General features: G+C 49.3%; 18 protein-coding genes. 10 read left to right on the plus strand and 8 right to left on the minus strand.

The window, feature by feature from the left end; genetic code table 11:
- The first annotated feature begins 48 nt into the window (after nucleotides 1–48).
- The 4 genes from BFC18_RS15830 (at nucleotide 49) to BFC18_RS15845 (ending at nucleotide 6,599) form a co-directional block, all read left to right on the plus strand.
- Nucleotides 49–2,730 carry a penicillin-binding protein 1A gene (locus tag BFC18_RS15830; RefSeq protein ID WP_070126524.1) on the plus strand — a complete coding sequence of 894 codons (2,682 nt, stop codon included), beginning with the start codon at nucleotides 49–51 and terminating at the stop codon, nucleotides 2,728–2,730.
- Between the two features lie 52 nt (nucleotides 2,731–2,782).
- On the plus strand, nucleotides 2,783–4,474 hold the full coding sequence (locus BFC18_RS15835; protein ID WP_070126525.1) for an NAD-dependent malic enzyme: 1,692 nt from the start codon (nucleotides 2,783–2,785) through the stop codon (nucleotides 4,472–4,474).
- Between the two features lie 440 nt (nucleotides 4,475–4,914).
- Nucleotides 4,915–5,919 (plus strand): DUF4382 domain-containing protein, encoded by a 1,005-nt coding sequence (locus tag BFC18_RS15840; RefSeq protein WP_070126526.1) that lies wholly within the window; start codon nucleotides 4,915–4,917, stop codon nucleotides 5,917–5,919.
- Nucleotides 5,920–6,068: 149 nt separating this feature from the next.
- Nucleotides 6,069–6,599 (plus strand): YgjV family protein, encoded by a 531-nt coding sequence (locus BFC18_RS15845; RefSeq protein WP_070126527.1) that lies wholly within the window; start codon nucleotides 6,069–6,071, stop codon nucleotides 6,597–6,599.
- On the opposite strand, the gene BFC18_RS15850 is transcribed toward BFC18_RS15845, so the two are convergent.
- The 8 genes from BFC18_RS15850 to BFC18_RS22060 form a co-directional block, all read right to left on the minus strand.
- Entirely contained in the window at nucleotides 6,600–7,496 is an 897-nt protein-coding gene (locus BFC18_RS15850) for an alpha/beta hydrolase (RefSeq protein ID WP_170826615.1), read from the minus strand. It abuts the gene before it with no gap.
- Between the two features lie 288 nt (nucleotides 7,497–7,784).
- Nucleotides 7,785–9,095 (minus strand): amino-acid N-acetyltransferase, encoded by a 1,311-nt coding sequence (gene argA, locus BFC18_RS15855; RefSeq protein WP_070126529.1) that lies wholly within the window; start codon nucleotides 9,093–9,095, stop codon nucleotides 7,785–7,787.
- Nucleotides 9,096–9,103: 8 nt separating this feature from the next.
- Nucleotides 9,104–10,486, minus strand: a complete 1,383-nt coding sequence (argH, locus tag BFC18_RS15860) for an argininosuccinate lyase (RefSeq protein ID WP_070126530.1) — start codon at nucleotides 10,484–10,486, stop codon at nucleotides 9,104–9,106.
- Between the two features lie 10 nt (nucleotides 10,487–10,496).
- Complete coding sequence (locus tag BFC18_RS15865) at nucleotides 10,497–11,708, minus strand: argininosuccinate synthase (RefSeq protein ID WP_070126531.1); 1,212 nt, start codon at nucleotides 11,706–11,708, stop codon at nucleotides 10,497–10,499.
- A gap of 14 nt (nucleotides 11,709–11,722) precedes the next feature.
- Entirely contained in the window at nucleotides 11,723–12,634 is a 912-nt protein-coding gene (locus BFC18_RS15870; RefSeq protein WP_070126532.1) for an ornithine carbamoyltransferase, read from the minus strand.
- Between the two features lie 20 nt (nucleotides 12,635–12,654).
- Nucleotides 12,655–13,419: an acetylglutamate kinase gene (gene argB, locus BFC18_RS15875; RefSeq protein ID WP_070126533.1), complete on the minus strand. Its 765-nt coding sequence runs from the start codon at nucleotides 13,417–13,419 to the stop codon at nucleotides 12,655–12,657.
- Nucleotides 13,416–14,435, minus strand: a complete 1,020-nt coding sequence (gene argC, locus BFC18_RS15880; RefSeq protein WP_070126534.1) for an N-acetyl-gamma-glutamyl-phosphate reductase — start codon at nucleotides 14,433–14,435, stop codon at nucleotides 13,416–13,418. Before argC ends, argB begins: the two co-directional genes overlap by 4 nt.
- 102 nt (nucleotides 14,436–14,537) lie before the next feature.
- Nucleotides 14,538–14,663: a hypothetical protein gene (locus BFC18_RS22060; RefSeq protein ID WP_281182434.1), complete on the minus strand. Its 126-nt coding sequence runs from the start codon at nucleotides 14,661–14,663 to the stop codon at nucleotides 14,538–14,540.
- Nucleotides 14,664–14,950: 287 nt separating this feature from the next.
- On the opposite strand from BFC18_RS22060, the gene BFC18_RS15885 reads away from it, so the two are divergent.
- The 6 genes from BFC18_RS15885 to trmL all read left to right on the plus strand — a co-directional run bounded on the left by BFC18_RS15885 (nucleotide 14,951) and on the right by trmL (nucleotide 19,698).
- On the plus strand, nucleotides 14,951–15,361 hold the full coding sequence (locus tag BFC18_RS15885) for a methylglyoxal synthase (protein WP_070126535.1): 411 nt from the start codon (nucleotides 14,951–14,953) through the stop codon (nucleotides 15,359–15,361).
- A 222-nt stretch (nucleotides 15,362–15,583) separates the two neighbouring features.
- Nucleotides 15,584–16,291 (plus strand): response regulator, encoded by a 708-nt coding sequence (locus tag BFC18_RS15890; RefSeq protein WP_070126607.1) that lies wholly within the window; start codon nucleotides 15,584–15,586, stop codon nucleotides 16,289–16,291.
- The gene (locus BFC18_RS15895; protein WP_070126536.1) at nucleotides 16,288–17,697 is read left to right on the plus strand and encodes an ATP-binding protein; all 1,410 of its coding nucleotides are present in this window, start codon (nucleotides 16,288–16,290) and stop codon (nucleotides 17,695–17,697) included. The genes BFC18_RS15890 and BFC18_RS15895 overlap by 4 nt, the downstream gene beginning before the upstream one ends.
- Nucleotides 17,664–18,626 (plus strand): alpha/beta fold hydrolase, encoded by a 963-nt coding sequence (locus BFC18_RS15900; protein ID WP_070126537.1) that lies wholly within the window; start codon nucleotides 17,664–17,666, stop codon nucleotides 18,624–18,626. The genes BFC18_RS15895 and BFC18_RS15900 overlap by 34 nt, the downstream gene beginning before the upstream one ends.
- A gap of 282 nt (nucleotides 18,627–18,908) precedes the next feature.
- Nucleotides 18,909–19,112, plus strand: a complete 204-nt coding sequence (locus BFC18_RS15905) for a hypothetical protein (RefSeq protein ID WP_070126538.1) — start codon at nucleotides 18,909–18,911, stop codon at nucleotides 19,110–19,112.
- Nucleotides 19,113–19,233: 121 nt separating this feature from the next.
- Complete coding sequence (gene trmL / locus BFC18_RS15910; RefSeq protein WP_070126539.1) at nucleotides 19,234–19,698, plus strand: tRNA (uridine(34)/cytosine(34)/5-carboxymethylaminomethyluridine(34)-2'-O)-methyltransferase TrmL; 465 nt, start codon at nucleotides 19,234–19,236, stop codon at nucleotides 19,696–19,698.
- Nucleotides 19,699–19,819: the final 121 nt, after the last annotated feature.

The following is a 19,819-nucleotide window of genomic DNA, read 5'->3' on the forward strand; positions in this document are numbered from 1 at the left end:
TAAATTTTTGACATCAATCGGCGTAACACTCTTGGTAATGTAAACTTCGTGAAGTATATCAAAACCCTATTTATTTTAGCCCTGATAGGCGGCACGCTAGGCGTGGCGGCACTTGCAGGCATTTATTTTTATATCAAACCCGACCTGCCGAGTGTTACTGTCCTCAAGGACGTTCGTCTGCAGACACCTATGAGAATTTATACCTATGACGGTAAATTAATTTCTCAATATGGAGTTAAACGGCGGATCCCGGTAAAACTTGAGGATGTACCTGAAAAACTCATTCAGGCGGTCATTGCTACCGAAGACAGCCGTTTTTACGAGCATTACGGCATTGACCCCATTGGTGTCGCCCGTGCTGCTGTAAATTTGGTGCTTACCGGAGAGAAACAGCAGGGTGCCAGTACCCTCACTATGCAGCTCGCTAGGGGCTTCTTCCTTACCCGCGACAAAACCTTTATTCGTAAAATTAAAGAAATCTTCATTGCCATCCACATGGAGCAAGTGCTCACTAAAGATGAAATCCTCGAGCTTTACCTGAATCGGGTTGAATTGGGCCACCGTGCATTTGGTTTCGGCGCCGCCGCTCAGGTGTATTATGGCAAAAACTTAAAAGAACTAAGTTTAGCGCAAATCGCTACCATTGCCGGTTTACCGCAGGCACCGTCGGTACTCAACCCGGTGAGTCGCCCCGAACGTTCTGTGGAGCGCCGTCGTATTGTTCTGCTGCGTATGCTGGATGAAGAATTTATTACTCAGGCGGAATTCAATGAGGCCGCCAGCCAGCCTGTGACCGCCCGTAAACATGGTGCAGAAATCGATTTGGATGCCCCTTATCTGGCAGACCTTATCTACAACGAAATGGTTGAAATTTACGGTAAGGAAGAGGCAGAAACTGGGGGGTATCAAGTTTATGCCACTGCGCCTGCCGATACGCAATTAGCCGCGCAAGAAGCAGTAATACGCAATCTTCACGATTATGACGAACGTCATGGTTATCGCGGCCCGATAACCTGGCTTTGGGGTAAACCGGAAGCCGATGAAGACGACGAACCTGTGGAAGTGAGCGAGAATGCGCCCACTGACGAAAACAAGCTGTGGACGCCGGATGAAATTAAGCAGGCACTGGATGCCATTCCTCATTTTCATCCGCTGGTTCCAGCGGTTGTCACCCAGGTATTCGACCCACCTACGCCGGAATCAGAACTGGAGCCTTCGATAACCGTTACCGACTTAAATGGCGTTGAGCGGGTAATCGAATGGGAAGGTCTGGACTGGGCTCGCCCTTACATCACCGATTCACGTCAGGGTGATGATCCGAAAACTGCGTCGGATATCGTTACGCCGGGTGCGGTGATTTATATCCGCTTGCAGGAAGACAAATGGCGCATTGCTCAAATTCCTACAGTAAGTGGCGCGCTGGTTGCGCTTAATCCTCACAACGGTGCCGTGCAGGCAGTAGTGGGTGGATATAGTTTTTATCAAAGCCAGTTCAACCGTGCTACCCAGGCCAAACGTCAGGTTGGCTCTAACATCAAGCCGTTTATTTATTCCGCTGCCATCGAGAGCGGTTACACACTGGCTTCGGTTATCAACGACGCACCGATCAATCAGTGGGATGCTTCCACCGGTGTTGCCTGGCGTCCTCAGAACTCTCCTGCGGAATACGATGGGCCAATTCGTATGCGTGTGGCGCTGGGTAAATCAAAGAACGTGGTATCTGTGCGTTTGATGCGTGGTGTTGGTCTGCAAAAAGCCCGTGAACATATTGCCAAGTTTGGTTTCCAACTGGATGAAGTGCCAAACGATGAAACCGTGTCGCTGGGTTCCGGTTCCCATACCCCATTGGAAGTGGTGCGGGGAATGTCGGTACTTGCGAACGGCGGCTATCTGGTTACCCCTCATTTCATCGACCGTGTGCTGAATGAACAGGGCGAAAGCCTTTGGCAGGCAACGCCTAAGTGGGCCTGTAATCCTTGCACCGAGGAGGGTGAACAAAGTCGTGATGGCGAGGAGCAAAACCTGGAAGCCATGCTGGAAGCCCAGCTTAACGCTGATGCAGGTTTAGGGGGCGCGGTGCAGCTTAGTGAAGCAGGCAGTAAAGTGAAACCGTCTGCGCCTCAGGTTATTAGTTCGCAAAACGCATTTCTGGTAGCCGACATGATGCGTACCGGTGTGCGTGCTAACGGCAGTTGGAACAAGAAAACGTACTGGATGGGTACAGGTTGGCGAGCAAGAAACATTCTGCAGCGTGACGATTTAGCCGGGAAAACTGGTACCACTAACGACGCCAGAGATACCTGGTTTAGTGGTTTTCACCGCGACATTATTGCCACCGCCTGGGTGGGTTTTGACGACATGAACCGCAACCTTGGTCGAGCCACCCGTAACCAGAATTTGATAAATCGCAATCCAGAGAAGTTTAACTGGCTGGGTAACGCAATGATTGGTGGCGAAGATGGTGCTAAGGCTGCGCAGCCAACATGGATACGATTCATGCAGCATATGCTTGATGGCGTACCTGAAGAACCCATGGCCATTCCTGATGGAGTGGTCCGCGTTCGTATAGATCGTACCACTGGGAAGTTGACCAGAAGGACAGACCATACGACACTATTCGAATATTTTGCGCAGGGCACAGAACCGAAGGTGTATGTGCTTGACGATGAAATTGTCGATCCTGCTCAGGATGAAGAGAATACCGCGCCCACCCCGGAAGATATCTTTTAGGCGAGAAGATAGGGGCGGGCAACAATCCAAAAAACTATAAATCGGATAAGCAATGTCAGACGATTCCAACCGATATTTATATATCCCTCACTCTGGCCCTTCATTGCTGGAAACGCCGCTGCTGAATAAAGGCAGCGCGTTTACAGCCCGTGAGCGGGCTTCGTTTAACCTGACCGGATTATTACCGCCACGATACGAGTCTATAGATGAGCAAGTTGAAAGAGCCTTTATGCAATACAGCTCTTTTAGCGATGCACTGAATAAGCACATCTATCTGCGCGCTATCCAGGACAACAATGAAACCTTGTTCTATCGCCTGATCCAGTCGCATATTGAAGAAATGATGCCCATCATCTACACCCCTACAGTGGGTGATGCTTGCGAACAGTTCTCTGATATTTACCGCAGCTCCCGAGGCTTGTTTGTATCCTGGGAAGAGCGCCACCAACTCGATGATATCGTGCGCAATGCAACTAAGCGTAAGGTGAAAGTTATCGTGGTAACCGATGGTGAACGTATCCTCGGCCTGGGCGACCAGGGTATTGGTGGTATGGGCATTCCTATCGGTAAGCTGTCGTTGTATACCGCATGTGGTGGTATTAGCCCGGCGTATACACTGCCCGTGATGCTGGATGTTGGCACCAACAACGAAAAACTGCTGAACGATCCAATGTATATGGGCGCGCGTCATCCGCGTATTGGCCAGGAAGAATATGACGAGTTTGTCGACATGTTTATTAAAGCGGTTAAGCGTCGCTGGCCAGAAGTAATGATTCAGTTTGAAGACTTCGCACAGCCCAATGCAATGCCGTTGCTGCAGCGCTACCGTAACGAAATCTGCTGCTTTAACGATGATATTCAGGGTACTGCCGCAGTAACACTGGGTACCATTTTGGCAGCATGTCGTACCACGCAGCGCAAACTTTCAGAAATGAAAGTGGTGTTTGTGGGCGCAGGTTCAGCGGGTTGTGGTATCGCTGAAATGCTCATTCAGCAGATGGTGTCGGAAGGTCTGTCAGACGAGCAGGCTCGTCGTCAGGTATTCATGATTGACCGCTTCGGTTTGGTTACCGAAGGTATGGAAGGTTTACGTGACTTCCAGCAGAAACTCCAGCAATCGCAGGCGGATATCGCCGACTGGACGTACTCTGGTCAGTATCCATCTCTGCTCGATGTGATGCATTGTGCACAACCTGATGTACTGATTGGTGTATCAGGTCAGCCGGGTCTGTTCACCGAGCAGGTTATCCGCGCGATGAAGAGCCACTGCGAACTGCCAATCATCTTTCCGCTGAGTAACCCGTCAAGACAGGTTGAAGCGCGTCCAGAACAAGTGATTGAATGGACCGACGGTGAAGTGGTTATTGCTACTGGTAGCCCATTCAAGCCGGTGGAATATAAAGGTAAAACTTTCCCGATTGCACAGTGCAATAATAGTTATATCTTCCCGGGTATTGGTCTGGGTGTGCTGGCAAGCAAAGCCAAGCTCATCAGCGATGAAATGCTCATGGCAGCCAGTAATGCGCTAGCGGCAGCATCGCCCATTGCCAACATCGGTGAAGGTGCATTACTTCCACCACTCACTGCTATTTCGGGACTCAGTAAAGAGATTGCCTTTGCGGTGGCCAAGGTCGCGATGGAACAGGATCTGGCATTAGAAATTTCTGATGAAGTGCTAATCAAAAAGATCGAAGACAACTTCTGGGAAGCGGAATATCGTCCGTACAAACGTACCAGTATCTAATTGTCTTACCGAATTGGAAGCCGTGCACTGCACGGCTTTTTTTTGTCCAGAATATTGCCATGTCGTTAATTAGTGACAAAGTCACTGAAACACAATTCTCGTAAGTCTTTGATTTAAAGATTTATCCTGCCTGTAAAACCACCAGTCTTTTTAAATTTCAGCCGGATTCGTTGAAGAAATCACCGTCGCGCATTGTTATTCGTCTGTTGATTCAGTTTTCACATAAAAACTGTCGGCAGTTCGCAACAAGAATGAAAGCAATATCTAGCCAACTAATCTCGGAATTTATTTAACTTATTGTTTTACCTAAAAAATGATCAACTGGCACAACCCTTGATATAAGCATTTGTAGTATGTGTTGATGAAAGCACAAAGAATAATAGCCGCTTAGTCTGTTTACTTTTAAGCGTCGCCCACGGACCACCTCAACGGAGATGATGATGAAAGCAACCCTGCCTATCAAGGCCACGACAATTCACAGCCGAATCACTAAGGGTTTACGACATTGCCGCGTACCAGCAGTGCTACTTTCATCTTCCCTGTTAATTGCAGCGTGCGGGGGCGGTGGTGGAAGCAGCGATACCACGGCGAATGATACTGAAGAGTTCGTTACAAACTTCACGCTCAACGTATCCGACGCGCCGGTAGATTTTGCCCGTGAAGTCATTGTGTATTTCGATACCGTAGAGCTGATTGGCGATGGCGAGCCTGTGGTGATTGATGTCACCGAAGAAGACGGATTGCCCTTAGAGGTTGACCTGTTACAACTGCAAGGCACGGCGTACAAGTCGATTATCGATGGCATCGACATTCCTTCTGGGGTGTACACGCAGGTGCGGATCCCGATTTTGGAACAAAGTTACGTGGTGATGCAGGATGGCACGTATCCGCTTTCTGTTCCAAGTGGTGAAGTGAAGCTGGATGGATTCACGGCAGAGGTTAACGAGCAACAAACGTTTACCGTTGAATTCGATTTGCGTAAGAGCTTGGTGAATCCGGTAGGCCAGGAAGAAGTGTTTCTTAAGCCTCGTGGTATTCGTTTGGTGGATAACAGTGAGGCCGGCAGTGTTGAAGGTAAAGTTGATATAGGCGTAGTCACTCATCCTGATTGTGCAATCAAGACAGACTACACCCAAGGTAATGCGGTTTATGTGTTTGAAGGCATTGGTCTTGACCCTGATTCTTTAGGCGATGATGCCGACCCGAGTGCGACTGACACTGAATTTCGCCCCATTGCCACGGCTACCGTAAACGCCGATGAAACATCGGACGAGATGACCTATGGCGTAGGTTACCTTGAAGCGGGTGATTACACCCTGGCACTTACATGTCTGGCGAATTTTGATAATCCGGAAGCCGACGATGGTTACGATTTTACGTTTTTAACTGTTAAAGAAGTCAGTGTTGCTGCGAACGAAGTAGTTACCGTCAACTTTGACAATTGAGCCTGTTTGCGGGCAAAGGAGTGTCCGCTCTTTTCTTCCCTTTTAGCGCAGTGATGTCTCTTAGTGTAATTGCACTCCTCAGACACTGTGTTTGCACCTTGTCATCTTCCCTGATACTTTGATGACATCGCTTCGCTAATCCCCTTTTGATGACATTTCCCGAATTTAACTTTGCCCAGGCCGTGGGTTTACTCAGCTTTGTGCTGGGCATGTTGTGTTTCTATCAGAAAGACGATCGCCGTCTCAAAATTCTGATGGTGATCATGAACATCAACCATGCTTTTCATTTTTATTTGCTGGGGGCCATGACTGCGACGGTTAGTGCGTTGCTGTCTGTGGTACGAACCGGCTTGTCGTTAAAAACCGGTTCTCCTGTTGTAGCGATGGTGTTTATTGCCATCACACTCGCATGGGGGTTTTGGCTGGCCGAATCCTGGAAAGATATGTTCCCCATTCTTGGTAGCTGCGTGGGTACCTACGCGGTATTCTGTTTGCGTGGCATTGCTATGCGAATTGGTTTTCTCATTGGTGCGTTTTGCTGGTTAACCAACAATATTCTGGTTGGTTCAATTGGCACCACCTTGCTTGAGATGACCTTGATTGCAGTGAACCTGAACACTATCCGCAAACTCTGGAAGCACCAGAAATTGACTGAAGATATCCACGAAGCAGGAACTTGATTAATTGTTACTGCGGGTGAATTCAGAAAACGCCGCGAAGACCTCAGGCAGAGACGCTCCCAATGTCGCACCGTGAGAAAGTCCGGGTAGCGTAATATGCTTCGCATTTACGTTGTTCGCGTTAACACGTTCAACCAGCCTGGATATTTCATCGCCCGGAACGGCTTCTCTAGCCTTATAGATTGCTGCCAGTGCAGGATCGTTTCGGTCTTTGTGTGAGCGGTTCTTGTCGCCACCCGAACCCGTCACCACAAACAGCGACTTGCCCTGAGTGCTATTTAAAGTGTTTGCAGCAGACTTCTCTTCTTTCAGAATGTAGCCCTCTCCCCACCATAGCGATGGGTCCACGGGTGCGTAGAATGCAAAACCTTCGGGCTGGGTGAACAAAGCGTGGAGGACAAAAAGGCCGCCATAAGAATGCCCCCATAGCCCGCGCTTTTGCATATTAATTTGGGTGTGTTGTGAAATTGCTGAAACCACATCATGAGTGATAAACGCTAAATATTGATCGGCACCACCGTAGGATCTGCCGGGGCGCTTTTCACGTTGACTAAGCTGCGCGTCGGTAACCGCAGGCGTGTAGTCCCAGGCCCGGGCATCACCGTCGATCCGCAAGTCGTTATCATGGGCCAAAAATGCCAGTACGGGCGGGGGGCCTGCGCGTTTTGACACCTGTGCCAGCAAGTCTGCATTGACTTCCATTAAGGCAGCATTGCCATCTAACATTATCAAAAGGGGAAAACCTTCATCTGGTGTAGGTGTCGTCGGAATAGCAAGGTTGACCCGGTAATCGATTTGGCGATGCTGGATGGTGTCTTCCCGTGACAGGGTTAAGCGAACAAACCGATATCCTTCTGCACCGGTATCGGCCACCGTTTTACCGGTTTTGATAGTCATATCTGGTTTCGCCACGGCGAAGAAGGGACTTACGAGTGAAGAAAAGCTGATGAAGCATAAAAACAAAAGTCTGGAAAACATGATACTAACCTGGAATGTGGAAAATAACTGACGACGAAAATAAGAAAATGTTGCGAGTGATTAACACGCGGCCAGATATTAGCATTAATGAGAATGATTATCTTTTGCTGTTTTCGTTGCAGAAGGGCGAGGAGGGTGGATTTAGCTGGGTGGCTTGAAGTAGAGAGAAAGCACAGTCAGCAAAAGCAAACTGTGCTTATAAGCGGTTTACAGCTCGAGGGTAAAAATTTTCGATTTGCGCTGGAAGTTGTACAGCTCTTTTTTCGCCTGAGGCAGTTCACCGAGATCTGCAGCACGGAAGCCGTGTTCCAAAAACCAGTGAGCCGTAAGTGTTGTCAGAACGAACAGGGTATTGATACCCGCATCCAGTGCCCGTTGTTTAACCTCGTCGAGAATGCGCTCGGCGCGGTTTTTACCACGATAGTCCGGGTGAGTTACCACACAAGCCAGTTCAGCTTTGCTTTCTTCCGGGTACAGATACAATGCGGCACACGCGATGATCATACCGTCACGAACGATAATGATGAACTGGTTGATCTCGTTTTCCAAACGTTCTCTGGAGCGTTTTACCAGTGCACCACTTTCTTCCAGGGGCTTAATGAGGTTAATAATACCGCCAACGTCTTCAATGGTTGCACCACGTAACTGTTCGTAATGGTGTTCCAGTACCAGCGAACCCGCACCGTCGCGGGTGAACAATTCCTGTAATAATGCACCATCGGTTTCATAGCTAATGCAATGTGCCCGAGGTATACCGGCAGCCACGCTGGTTGTCAGCGCGCTAAGTACCGTATGCTCAGTTTCAATCTCATTTTTAAAGACGAGTTCTTCTAACTGAGGGCGCTCAATAGTACGAAGCAGTTTGCCATCGTTATGACGAATACCGTCATCTTTAGAGAAAACGATAATTTTGTCTGCTTTCAGTGCAATGGCAGCTTGCGTCGCAACGTCTTCATGAGACAGATTGAATACTTCGCCTGTAGTGGAATATCCCATTGGCGAAAGTAGTACGATTGAGCCATCGTTGAGGTGATCGTTAATACCGGTCGTATCAATACGACGTACCAGCCCGGTATTTTCGTAGTCGATACCGCCGCGTACACCCATTGGCTTGGCAACGACCAGGTTACCCGTACACACACGGATGTGCGCGCCGTGCATAGGGGAGTTGGGCAGTCCCATGGTGAGCAATGCTTCCACATGGCTACGCACCGAGCCCGCTGCATCTTTCACACATTCCAACGTTTGTTTGTCGGTAATGCGAATATCGTCGTGAAAACGACCTTCAATGCCGCGAAGGTTTACCCGCTCATCAATTTGAGGGCGGGCACCGTGAACCAGCACCAGGCGAACACCCAGGCTCGCCAGTAGGGCTATATCATGGATAATGTTGGCAAAATTACTCTGTTCAATGGCTTCACCACCAAACATCAACACAAAGGTTTTACCCCGGTGTGCGTTGATGTAGGGCAGTGAGCTACGGAATAACTTGATGCCGTCATGATGGGCTAACACCATTTTTTGCGTTACCCCAGCTTATCCAGATTTTCCAGTTCGGTGTACAGTGCTTTGGTCACTGTTTCGTAACTGGTGCCACCAAGAATATTACGTTTGTTCACGCCATACTCCAGTTGCAGTACCGGATAGACATCGTCTTCGATTTTATCGCAGATGGCCTGCATGTCGGCTAGCGGTAAATCTTCGATGGCACAGCCTTTTTCGATACCAGCCAGAACCACTTTACCGGCGATGTCGTGACCAGTGCGGAATGGAATGCCTTTTTCTACCAGGTAGTCAGCAAGCTCGGTGGCATTGGCGTATCCCTGGGCAGCGGCTTCACGACAACGTTCTTCATTCAGCGATAATGAGTCGAGAACTTCAACAGCAATACACAGGCAGATGTGCCACTGATTAACCGTATCGATAGCGCCTTCTTTGTCTTCCTGCATGTCTTTGTTGTAAGCCAGCGGCAAACCTTTCATGGTTACCAACAGACCTTGCAGGCTACCGAATACACGGCCACATTTACCGCGCATCAGCTCCAGGGCATCCGGGTTTTTCTTCTGTGGCATCAGTGAGGAACCTGAAGTCACAGAATCGCCCAGTTGCAGGAAGCCGGCTTCACCTGAGTTATAGAAAATCAGGTCTTCGGCCATGCGAGAAATGTGCATCATACTGGTAGATGCACAGAACAGCAGTTCCAGCACGAAGTCACGGTCTGATACGGCATCTAAGCTGTTCAGGCAAGGTGAATTAAAGCCAAGCTCATTTGCCAGCATGTCGCGGTCTACCGGATAGGTTGTACCGGCCAGTGCGCCAGAGCCCAGCGGACACTGGTTCATGCGTGCTTTTAAATCTTTCATCCGCGAAAGATCGCGTTTGAACATTTCCACATAGGCCAGACACCAATGTGCGAAATGAATTGGCTGCGCCCGCTGTAAGTGGGTGTAGCCAGGAATAATCGCCTGCTGATGACGGCTAGCCGTCTGCAGCAGGGCGCGGATTAACGCTTTCAGATCAGCTTTCAGCGAATCTACGTGCTCACGCACCCACAAGCGGAAATCCGTTGCTACCTGGTCATTGCGGCTACGGCCGGTATGAAGCTTACGACCAATGTCGCCAAGCTTGTCGATGAGGGCAGCTTCCACAAAGCTGTGGATGTCTTCTTCCGGGCTGGCGTCGAAATCCAGCTCCCCTTTTTCTGCCAGCGCCTTGAGCTCTGACAGCGCTGCTTCCAGCTGGCTCTGTTCGTCTTCCGACAGAACGCCTGCTTTCTTCAGACCACGAGACCAAATAATAGAGCCCTGGATATCCTGCGCCGCCATTACCCGGTCGAAGGGCAGGGAGTCATTCACCTGCCGGAACATGTTGCTACTGCCTGCCGCGAAACGGCCGCCCCACAATGCCATGATAGTCTCCTTACTGCTGTTGCTTTTTCAGTGCTTCGATACGGCTAGACAGACTGAACAGGCGGATAAAGCCTTCAGCATGACTTTGGTCGTATACGTCATCAGCACCGAATGTGGCGAAGTCTTCTGAGTACAGGCTGTTAGGTGAACGACGCTGCGTTACGGTAGCCTGACCTTTGTAAAGCTTCACGACGATGTCACCGGTTACGCGCTTGGCGAAAGACGCCGCACCAGCCAGCAGTGCATCGTTCAGCGGCGTGAACCAGCGACCGTCATACATTACGTGTGAGTATTCCAGGCCGATTTGTTCACGGTATTTCAGTGATGCTTTGTCCAGAACCATGGTTTCCAGCGCTTTATACGCGGCAACCATTACTGTGCCTCCTGGCGTTTCATAACAACCACGAGACTTCATACCTACCAGACGGTTCTCAACGATATCGATACGACCCACACCGTGTGCAGCAGCGATAGTATTCAGTTTAACCAGCGCTTGATAAGGCGAAAGCGCTTCGTCATTCACTTTAGTCAGACGACCTTCTTCGAAAGACAGCGTGACACGTTCAGCTTGGTCAGGCGCATCTTCTGGATCAACCGTCATTGTCCAGATTTGCTTGGTAGGCTCTTGCCATGGATCTTCCAGCTCACCACCTTCGTGGGAGATGTGCCATGCGTTTGCATCACGGCTGTAGATTTTGGTCGCAGAAGCCGTGGTTTTGATATTGCGCTCTGCCAGGTAAGCCAACAGATCTTCACGGGAAACCATGTCCCACTCACGCCATGGCGCGATAACGTGCAGATCAGGTGCCAGAGAAGCGAAAGTACCTTCAAAGCGAACCTGGTCGTTACCTTTACCGGTACAACCGTGGCACAGTGCATCGGCTCCCACTTTACGGGCAACTTCAACTTGCGCTTTAGCAATAACAGGGCGAGCCATTGACGTACCCAGCAGGTATTCACCTTCGTAAATTGCACCGGTAGTCAGCGTTGGATAGATGTACTCGCTAACGAACTCTTCTTTGAGGTCAACGATGTAACATTCACTGGCGCCAGAAGCGATGGCTTTTTCTTTCAGGCCTTCCAGTTCTTCGTCGCCTTGACCCACATCAGCAGCAAACGCCACTACTTCACAGTCATAGTTTTCTTTCAGCCAAGGAATGATGGCCGAGGTGTCTAACCCGCCAGAGTAAGCGAGTACAACTTTGTTCACGTTCTTTTTCATTAAAACCTGTCCTCTTAGGAACTTAGTAGTTTGGTCAAAATAGCGTTTTGTGCATGCATTCTGTTTTCTGCTTCCTGCATCAGCAACGATTGTTCGCTGTCGATGAGGGAACCGGTGATCTCCAGATCACGGTGAGCAGGCTGGCAATGCATCACATATTTTGCGCCGGTTTTTTCCATCAGGGCTTCATTTACCTGATAGGGCATAAATTTATCTTTGATGGCTTCCAGTGGCGTGTCGTCGCCCATTGACAGCCAGGTGTCAGCATAAAGCACGTCTGCACCGATTGCCGCATCAATATCGTTGCTCTGCACAATTTTAACGCCAGTTTTGGCGGCAATGGCTTGCGCTTGCGCAACAATTTCAGGATCTGCTTCGTGGCCTGGTGGGGTTACCACAACCTGATTACAACCAAGCAGTGCGCCTACGATTAACAGAGAGTGCGTGACGTTATTGCCGTCACCAATGTAAGCCATAGTTAAGCCTTCGGTTTTCCCAAACGCTTCGTACATGGTGAGATAATCTGCCAAACCCTGACACGGGTGATATTTATCACACAGCGCATTAATTACCGGTACTTTTGCCGCTTTGGCGTAATCTTCCAGGGTGCTGTGTGAAAACACACGGGCAACAATAGCGTCTGCCCAGCACGCCAGATTCGCAGCGGTATCGACGTTGTCTTCACGGCCAGCCAGCTTGCCACCCTGAACATCCAGATACACCATGTGGCCGCCCAGCTTGTTAATACCAATGTCAAAACTTACGCGGGTACGCAAAGACGGCTTTTCAAACAGGGCAGCGACAGATTTGCCTGCCAGTACCTGGCTGTATTTCGCCGGGTTTTGTTTAATCGTTACGGCTAAATCTAGCAGGGCCTTCGTGTCTTCGGGTGTCCAGTTAGCAAAGGACAATAAATCCTGTTTCATGGTCAATATCCTCAATACGGCTATGGCGCAACGCGCGTACCGGTATCCTTATTTAAAATGGTGTTGATGTTGGCATCCCAGCTGGCAATTGTCACCGGACGGCCCAGTGACGCGGCCGCTAATAGGGCGGCATCGGTTTTTACTTTCATGCCGTCGGTAATAACGCCATCATCTACCAATGAATCGATTTGTTGTTGATTTAATTCGGCAATCAGCTGTTTATTGCCGTCGAGTACGCCTTTTACGTTAGACAGTAAAAGCAGTTCACCATCTACCAGCTGCGCAATAACCGTCGCCGCCTGATCGGCGTTAATATTCAGCAGGCGACCGCTGTCGCTTGAACCGATAGAGCTCACCACTGGCAGCAGTGATTGGCTGGTCAGTGACTTCAGCAATGTTGGATCATTAGCTGCAGGTACACCTACCGCGCCGTACTTCTCGTCCAGCGGCTCACAACTTACCATGCCGCCGTCCAGCAATGAAAGGCCAACGGGTGTCAGGCCACTGCGAATGGCAAAGGCGCAAAGGGATTTATTGGCACTGCCCGCCAATGTGCCACAGATATAGGGCATGTGTTCGTCTGGCGTTACCCGCAAACCATCAATTTTCTGGCTAGGCAAATTCAGCGCGGCCATCAGGGTTTCGACCAGCGGACCACCGCCATGCACGATGATCACCGGACGGGTTTTCATGACTTCACCCACTGAGGTGAGCAGTGACAAGGCTGCCTGTTCGTCTTCGAGCAGCGCACCACCAACCTTAATTACAATAGGAGATAAGCTCATTGCGCGACCAACCCTTCAGAAACGGGTAAGCCACTGATCAGGTTGGCACACTGCATGGCTTGTGATGCGGCACCTTTTAGCGTGTTATCAATAGCGCTGGTGATGACCGCGTAACCGGAGGTTTCATCCAGCTTCCAGTAAAGATCGACGAAGGGGGTATTTACCACGTCATCCAGTTTCGGGAAGCTGTCACGCAGACGCACAAGCGGCTTGCCAGTGTAGGCATTTTGATAAACGCCGTTGAGTTGCTCTGCAGTCACGCCGGGTTTCAGTTTTACAGTAATCGTGGCCAGAATGCCGCGTTTAAAGTTACCCAGGTGAGGAGTGAAAATAACACCCGTGCCCAGCCAGGCTTCAATTTCCGGTGTATGTCTGTGCCCCAGTACACCGTAGGCTTGCAAGCTAACTTCGCAAAAACTGTTGGCAAGGGCAGCCTTGCGACCAGCACCACTAACACCAGACACGGCATTAATGACTGGGCGTACCGCACTGTCGAGCAGGTTATTCTCTGCCAGCGGTTTTAAAGCTGATAATGATGCGGTGGGGTAGCAGCCAGGCACAGCAACGATGCTTGCTGCAGCGATATCGCTGGCATACCACTCGGCCAACCCATAAACCGCTTTGTCGAGACATTCTGTGGCAGTGTGCTCAAAGCCGTAAAACTGCTCGAATACCTCGGTGTTTTTGATGCGGAATGCGCCGGATAAATCGAGTACTTTTGCTTTCCCTTTGCTCAGTGTTGGCATCCAGTCGTGGCTGGCTTCATGTGGCGTTGCCAGGAACACGAGATCCATGGATTCGGCAAGGGTGATCAAGGTATCGTCTGAGATAGGTGTTAGCGTGTATTGACTCAGATGCGCGTACTGGCCGTGAATCGCAGAGATTGGTTTATCTGCATCGGCGCTGCTTTGAGAAACAAAGGTACCCGCCAGTTCCATTGCCGGATGACGGTGAACTAAATCAACGAGTTGTGCGCCGGTGTAACCACTGGCTCCGATAATAGCTACTTTCAACATAATGGTTTAATTAAGTCTGTGAGGGAAAAAAATCACTTTCTACCTTTGTAACCGAGTAAGGGATACTGTTTTGTTTACTCGCCTACAAAGGTAAAAAGTGCGCTACCGCAAAAGCAAGTCTACACCGGATCGTCGGTGTTCGCTGTGCTGTGTGTAGCCAGCCAGGGGAGAGCTAAACTGTTTTACCTTTTCAGCCAGCCATAGGGGCTTGCTGGTTGGTTGATTCATGAGTGTGTCCTGTTAAATTCTCTGTCGTGGAGGTGTGCGGGAAGGTCCAGGCAGACCCAAAAAAGCACACGTCGGATTACGCAGAGATTACTAAACCGTTGCCAATTCTACTCGTGTGGAATAAATATGCAATAAATATGTATAAATATTTCGTCGTATCTGGCTATTTAATTTTCGTGATATAGTAAATCGTTATTCTGTGACATTCATTTGACAACAAGGTATTGGCATTAATCCGGTGTGCTACTGGTTTGGCCTGTAGACGTTAGTATAAATAGGACAATAAAATGAATAGAAAAACGGTTGCGTTGGTTGCCCACGACCATAAAAAAGCCGAATTACTTGCCTGGGTAAATGCCCATATCGACGCCATGCGCAAATGTGATTTGGTGGCCACCGGAACAACCGGGGGGCTTATTGCCGATGACACAGGCCTTGCCATTACCCGTTACAAAAGCGGGCCATTAGGAGGCGATCAACAGATTGGGGCACTGATTGCTGAGGGCAAGTTAGACGCGCTCATTTTCTTCTGGGACCCGTTAAACCCTGCGCCTCATGATCCTGATGTGAAAGCGCTGCTGCGTTTATGCTCTGTTTGGAATGTTCCCGTAGCGTGCTCGTCAGCGACCGCTGACCTCATCATTACTTCGCCGCTTTTCTTTGCCGAGGATTATTTACCTTTTAAACCGGAGTACTGATTAAACCGGCGTACTGGCGGGTTGTATTGCGTTGCAATGTAAAGCTTGCGTAAAGCTTCTGGCGAATGGATTTTTGCGTTGTCTCTATCAGGTAAACTCATCACCTGGAATTTGGAGACTATAATAATGACTCAGGCCGTTTTTTCCATGTCGGTATTGCGCGCTATGTCATCGGCAGGTAGTCAGCGTTATGCACGCTCGCAACACGTAGGAGAACGATCCATGGTCGCCCCAGCGACAAATCAGCCCATTCTGATTATTGACGACGATCACGAGTTAACCGATATGCTTCGTACTTATCTGGAAGCTACTGGCTATGGTGTGACTGTGGCGAACGACAGCGTGGAAGGTCTGCGTCTGGCAACATCGGGTGAAACCTTTGAGCTTATTCTGCTGGATGTAATGATGCCGCAGCTGGACGGCTTCGAGGTATTGAAAAAGCTCCGAATAAGTCACCTTACCCCGGTATTGATGCTAACCGCCAGGGGCGACGATTTTGATCGTATTTTAGGGTTAGAGCTGGGAGCCGATGATTACCTGCCAAAACCGTTTAATCATCGCGAGCTTCTGGCAAGAATAAAAGCCATCTTCCGTCGCCTTGAGTTATCAGGGCAAATGCGTCAGCAGCAGGATTTGGCAATTAATCACATTTCTTTGAGTGTGAGCAGACAAGTTGCGGCTTGCCATAATACAAGCTTAACGTTAACCAATACCGAATTTGCGATTCTGCATTTACTAATGGTGAATGCCGGACAATTGGTTACAAAAGAAGAGATCAGTTCAAAGGTGCTGGGTAAAAAGCTGCAGGCGTTCGACCGTAGTATCGATATGCACGTGAGTAATTTGCGTAAAAAGCTGGCAGAAACAACCCGCGATGAAAAGATTAAAACTATTCGTGGCTCAGGATATTTATTAAGACTCGCTTCATGACCCTGTTTTCCCGGATTAACCCAGCCCGGCGTGTTGTCGGGCGTTTGTTTTTGTGGTTCTGGATAACCTTTATTTTCACGGCGGTGACTACCTTCTATGCCGTGAATTTCTTTACTGGTAACGTCGAAATTAGTCCGCCGAAAGGCCAGGATATCGCTTCGCTCAACGAGGCCCGTGACGCCATTTTGTCGATGGCGAAAAACAGTAATGAAGCACTCAGTTTGAAGGAAATGGTGCGCCGCGCTGATCGGGTAAACCGCCATCACATTATTGGTGTCGATCTCGCTTCCGGGAATATCCTTCGTCATGCAGGGCCGCCTATGCACCCTGATGAATTAAGAGACATAGAACGTCTGTCTGAGCAACCTTCACCTCTGTCTTTAATCCGCAGAAACTTCGAAACCGTGGGGCCGGTAAAGCTCAATGTAGGGGCAAAAGAGATTGCCCTTTTTATGATGCGACCTAATGGGCCTCCAACGGGTGAAATCTCCGTTATCTATTTCTTATGTATCGCCCTGGTAATTACCATTGTGCTTTCATATCTGTTTGCCCGCTCGCTAGTTAAGCCGATTAAACAATTGCAACAAAGCAGTAAGGCGTTGGCGGCTGGAAATTGGAAAGCCCGTGTTGAAAGACCCGCTTTGCGCAGAGACGAACTAGGCGAGCTGTCTCGCGATTTTAATGCCATGGCCAGTCAGCTGGAAAAAATGTGGCAGGGCCAGCAGCGCTTGTTGGCCGATATTTCTCATGAGTTGCGCTCGCCATTAGCCAGATTACAGATGGCGTTAGGGATTGCTCACCAGCAGGATGTCGACCCTGCAACACTTATCCGGATTGAGCGAGAAGCAGAGCGCATGGAGGCATTGGTGGCCCAATTGCTTACTCTGACCCGTGCTGAGTCAGCGGTACCGCAGTTTGATTCACTTTCTTTAGAGGAAGTGTTCCAAAGTACGTTGGCTGATGCGACGTTCGAGGCGGGTAATCATGGTAAAAAAGTTGAAGTGTCACCGTTTCCAAGTGCCAAGGTTGTGGTTAACCATACAATGATTTGCAGTGCGGTGGAAAACGTCATACGCAATGCCATTCGTTATGCCGAGTCTTGCGTGTCGGTATGTTTTACGGTGACCGATACCCATTGGGAAGTCGTTGTGAGCGACGACGGGCCGGGCCTCGATGAAGCAGATTGTAAATCTATCTTTTCCCCGTTTTACCGGGCAAGCCTTGCCCGCGACAGAGAATCCGGTGGTGTTGGGTTGGGCCTTGCCATTGCAAAAGCGGCAGTGGAAATGCATCATGGCGAGATTCACGCAACCCGAAATACGTCCGGTGGCCTCGCGGTATCCATAGCCGTGCCGATGGACGGGCAGAAGCAATGGAACGGAAACTCTCCTCAGAGCACCAATTAACGGTTCAACCGCAAGTCATTACCGACTTCTGGCAGCGCCATGTTAAAACCGGCACATTAAAAGCTGCAGATAACATTCGTTTGGCGTACGCCTATAGCGTTCCGCAGAATGCCCGGGGGACGGTGGTTATCTCCAGTGGACGTATTGAAGCCTATCTGAAATACCAGGAAGTGGTGTTCGACTTCTTTCACCATGGCTATGCGGTATTCATTCTCGATCATCGCGGACAGGGGCTATCTTCGCGGATGACGGAAAATCCCCACCAGGGCTATGTAGAGCACTTCGATCAGTATGTCGCTGACATGGAAACGTTTATCGAGCAAAAGGTGAAAGTACTTCAACCTAAGGGCCCGCGATATCTTGTCGGACACAGCATGGGTTGTGCAATTGGTGTGCTCACCGCACTTAAGCATCCAGATTACTTTGATAAGCTCGTGTTTTGCTCGCCCATGTTTGGTATTCGCCCGGCATTACCGCGCTGGCTGGCGAATCAGTTGCTGAACCACTTTACCCGCAAATTTACCAAGGCAGGTTTAGCCACAGATTATTTTGTTGGTCAAAAAGATTACCTGCCCCCAACTTTCGAAAACAACCATTTAACCCATAGTCGTATCCGATATCGTTTATTCAGAATGCTCTACGCAGAACAACCGGCGTTGCAATTGGGTGGCGTTACTATTCATTGGCTTCGCGCGGCATTGCACGTGATAGATATTATCGAGTCGAGAGCGAGTGAACTGAATCAACCTTGTTTGTTACTGAGCGCAGGTAGCGATACGGTGGTTGATAATCGACGGCAGATGCGGGTAGCGCAGAAGCTCAAAGCCGTAACGGTAAAATCGTTACCGGGGGCTTACCACGAGTTGTTTATCGAAAAAGACGATATTCGCAAGGATACATTTGAAGCCATCTTTGATTTTCTCGCCTAGTCGATAAGTCCGATACCAGGACTTTTTTACAAAAGTGTCTCTGATTTTCACACCATGTAGTGCTTTTCACATTGAGAGTAGAAGGGCGATTTTCTCATACTTTTCTATAACGTTCTGATCGCCAAGCATTTTTAATGAAATATTTATTACACAGAAAATTGCGGTATGGCTCATGCACTACTAAAGTCTATAGAGTGAAGAAATCCCTACGTTGTGTCTTCACTTTGTGAAATTTAGACGACAGTGAGACCGCCCATAGAGTAGCGGCATAAGGCAGAAACAATGCAAAAATATGATTTTCTTCGTACTATGAAATTAAAAGCGCCAGTAAATACTGATTTATCATCTGTTTATGGTCACTCAGTGAATACTTTCAGCCCACTTTCGGACCGTCTGGCAAAATTTGCCGGTAGTCCAGTATCACACCGCAAAGCCCGTCGGTGGGCCGCTATGGCACAAACAAACCGGGTTCTTAACGCACTGTAAAAGCCCGTTGCACCAAAATGGCTCACAGGTAGGAACTTCTTCCCCCGTTCCACTGTGGGCTTGTTAACCCGCGTATCACGCCGTATCCTTGCTTCCCCTAGTATGACACCGTGATCCCAGAATGCTTGATATAGTACTTTACCAGCCTGAAATTCCCCCGAACACTGGCAACATAATTAGACTGTGTGCGAATACAGGATTTGCACTTCACCTAATTGAGCCTCTAGGTTTCGAGTGGGATGATAAACGTGTACGTCGGGCAGGTCTGGACTACCACGAGTTTGCCGAAGTTAAGCGTCACGCCGATCTCAATGCCTACCTGGAAACACAGCAGCCACAACGAATATTTGCCTGTACTACCAAGGGAAAAGCTTTTCATAGTGACGTGCAGTATCAAAAGGGTGACGCACTAATTTTTGGCCCAGAGACGCGCGGATTGCCTGATGATTTTATTCAGTCACTGCCGCCAGAGCAGCGTGTTCGTATTCCTATGCTACCAGACAGTCGTAGCATGAATTTGTCTAATGCCGTCTCTGTTTTTGTGTACGAAAGCTGGCGTCAGCTTGGTTACGATGGCGCGCGTTAACCCCCTTCGGTAAACCTATTCTCACCGTGCGGCTTTTGTTTCTTAAAGTCGAGAAGTGTTAAGTTGTGCAAAGCGCATGGCAACATGCAGCAGGCTTTTGTATTTTGGGTGTTTTTCAAGT

The organism is Alteromonas confluentis (genome assembly GCF_001757105.1).
GTDB lineage: Bacteria > Pseudomonadota > Gammaproteobacteria > Enterobacterales > Alteromonadaceae > Alteromonas > Alteromonas confluentis.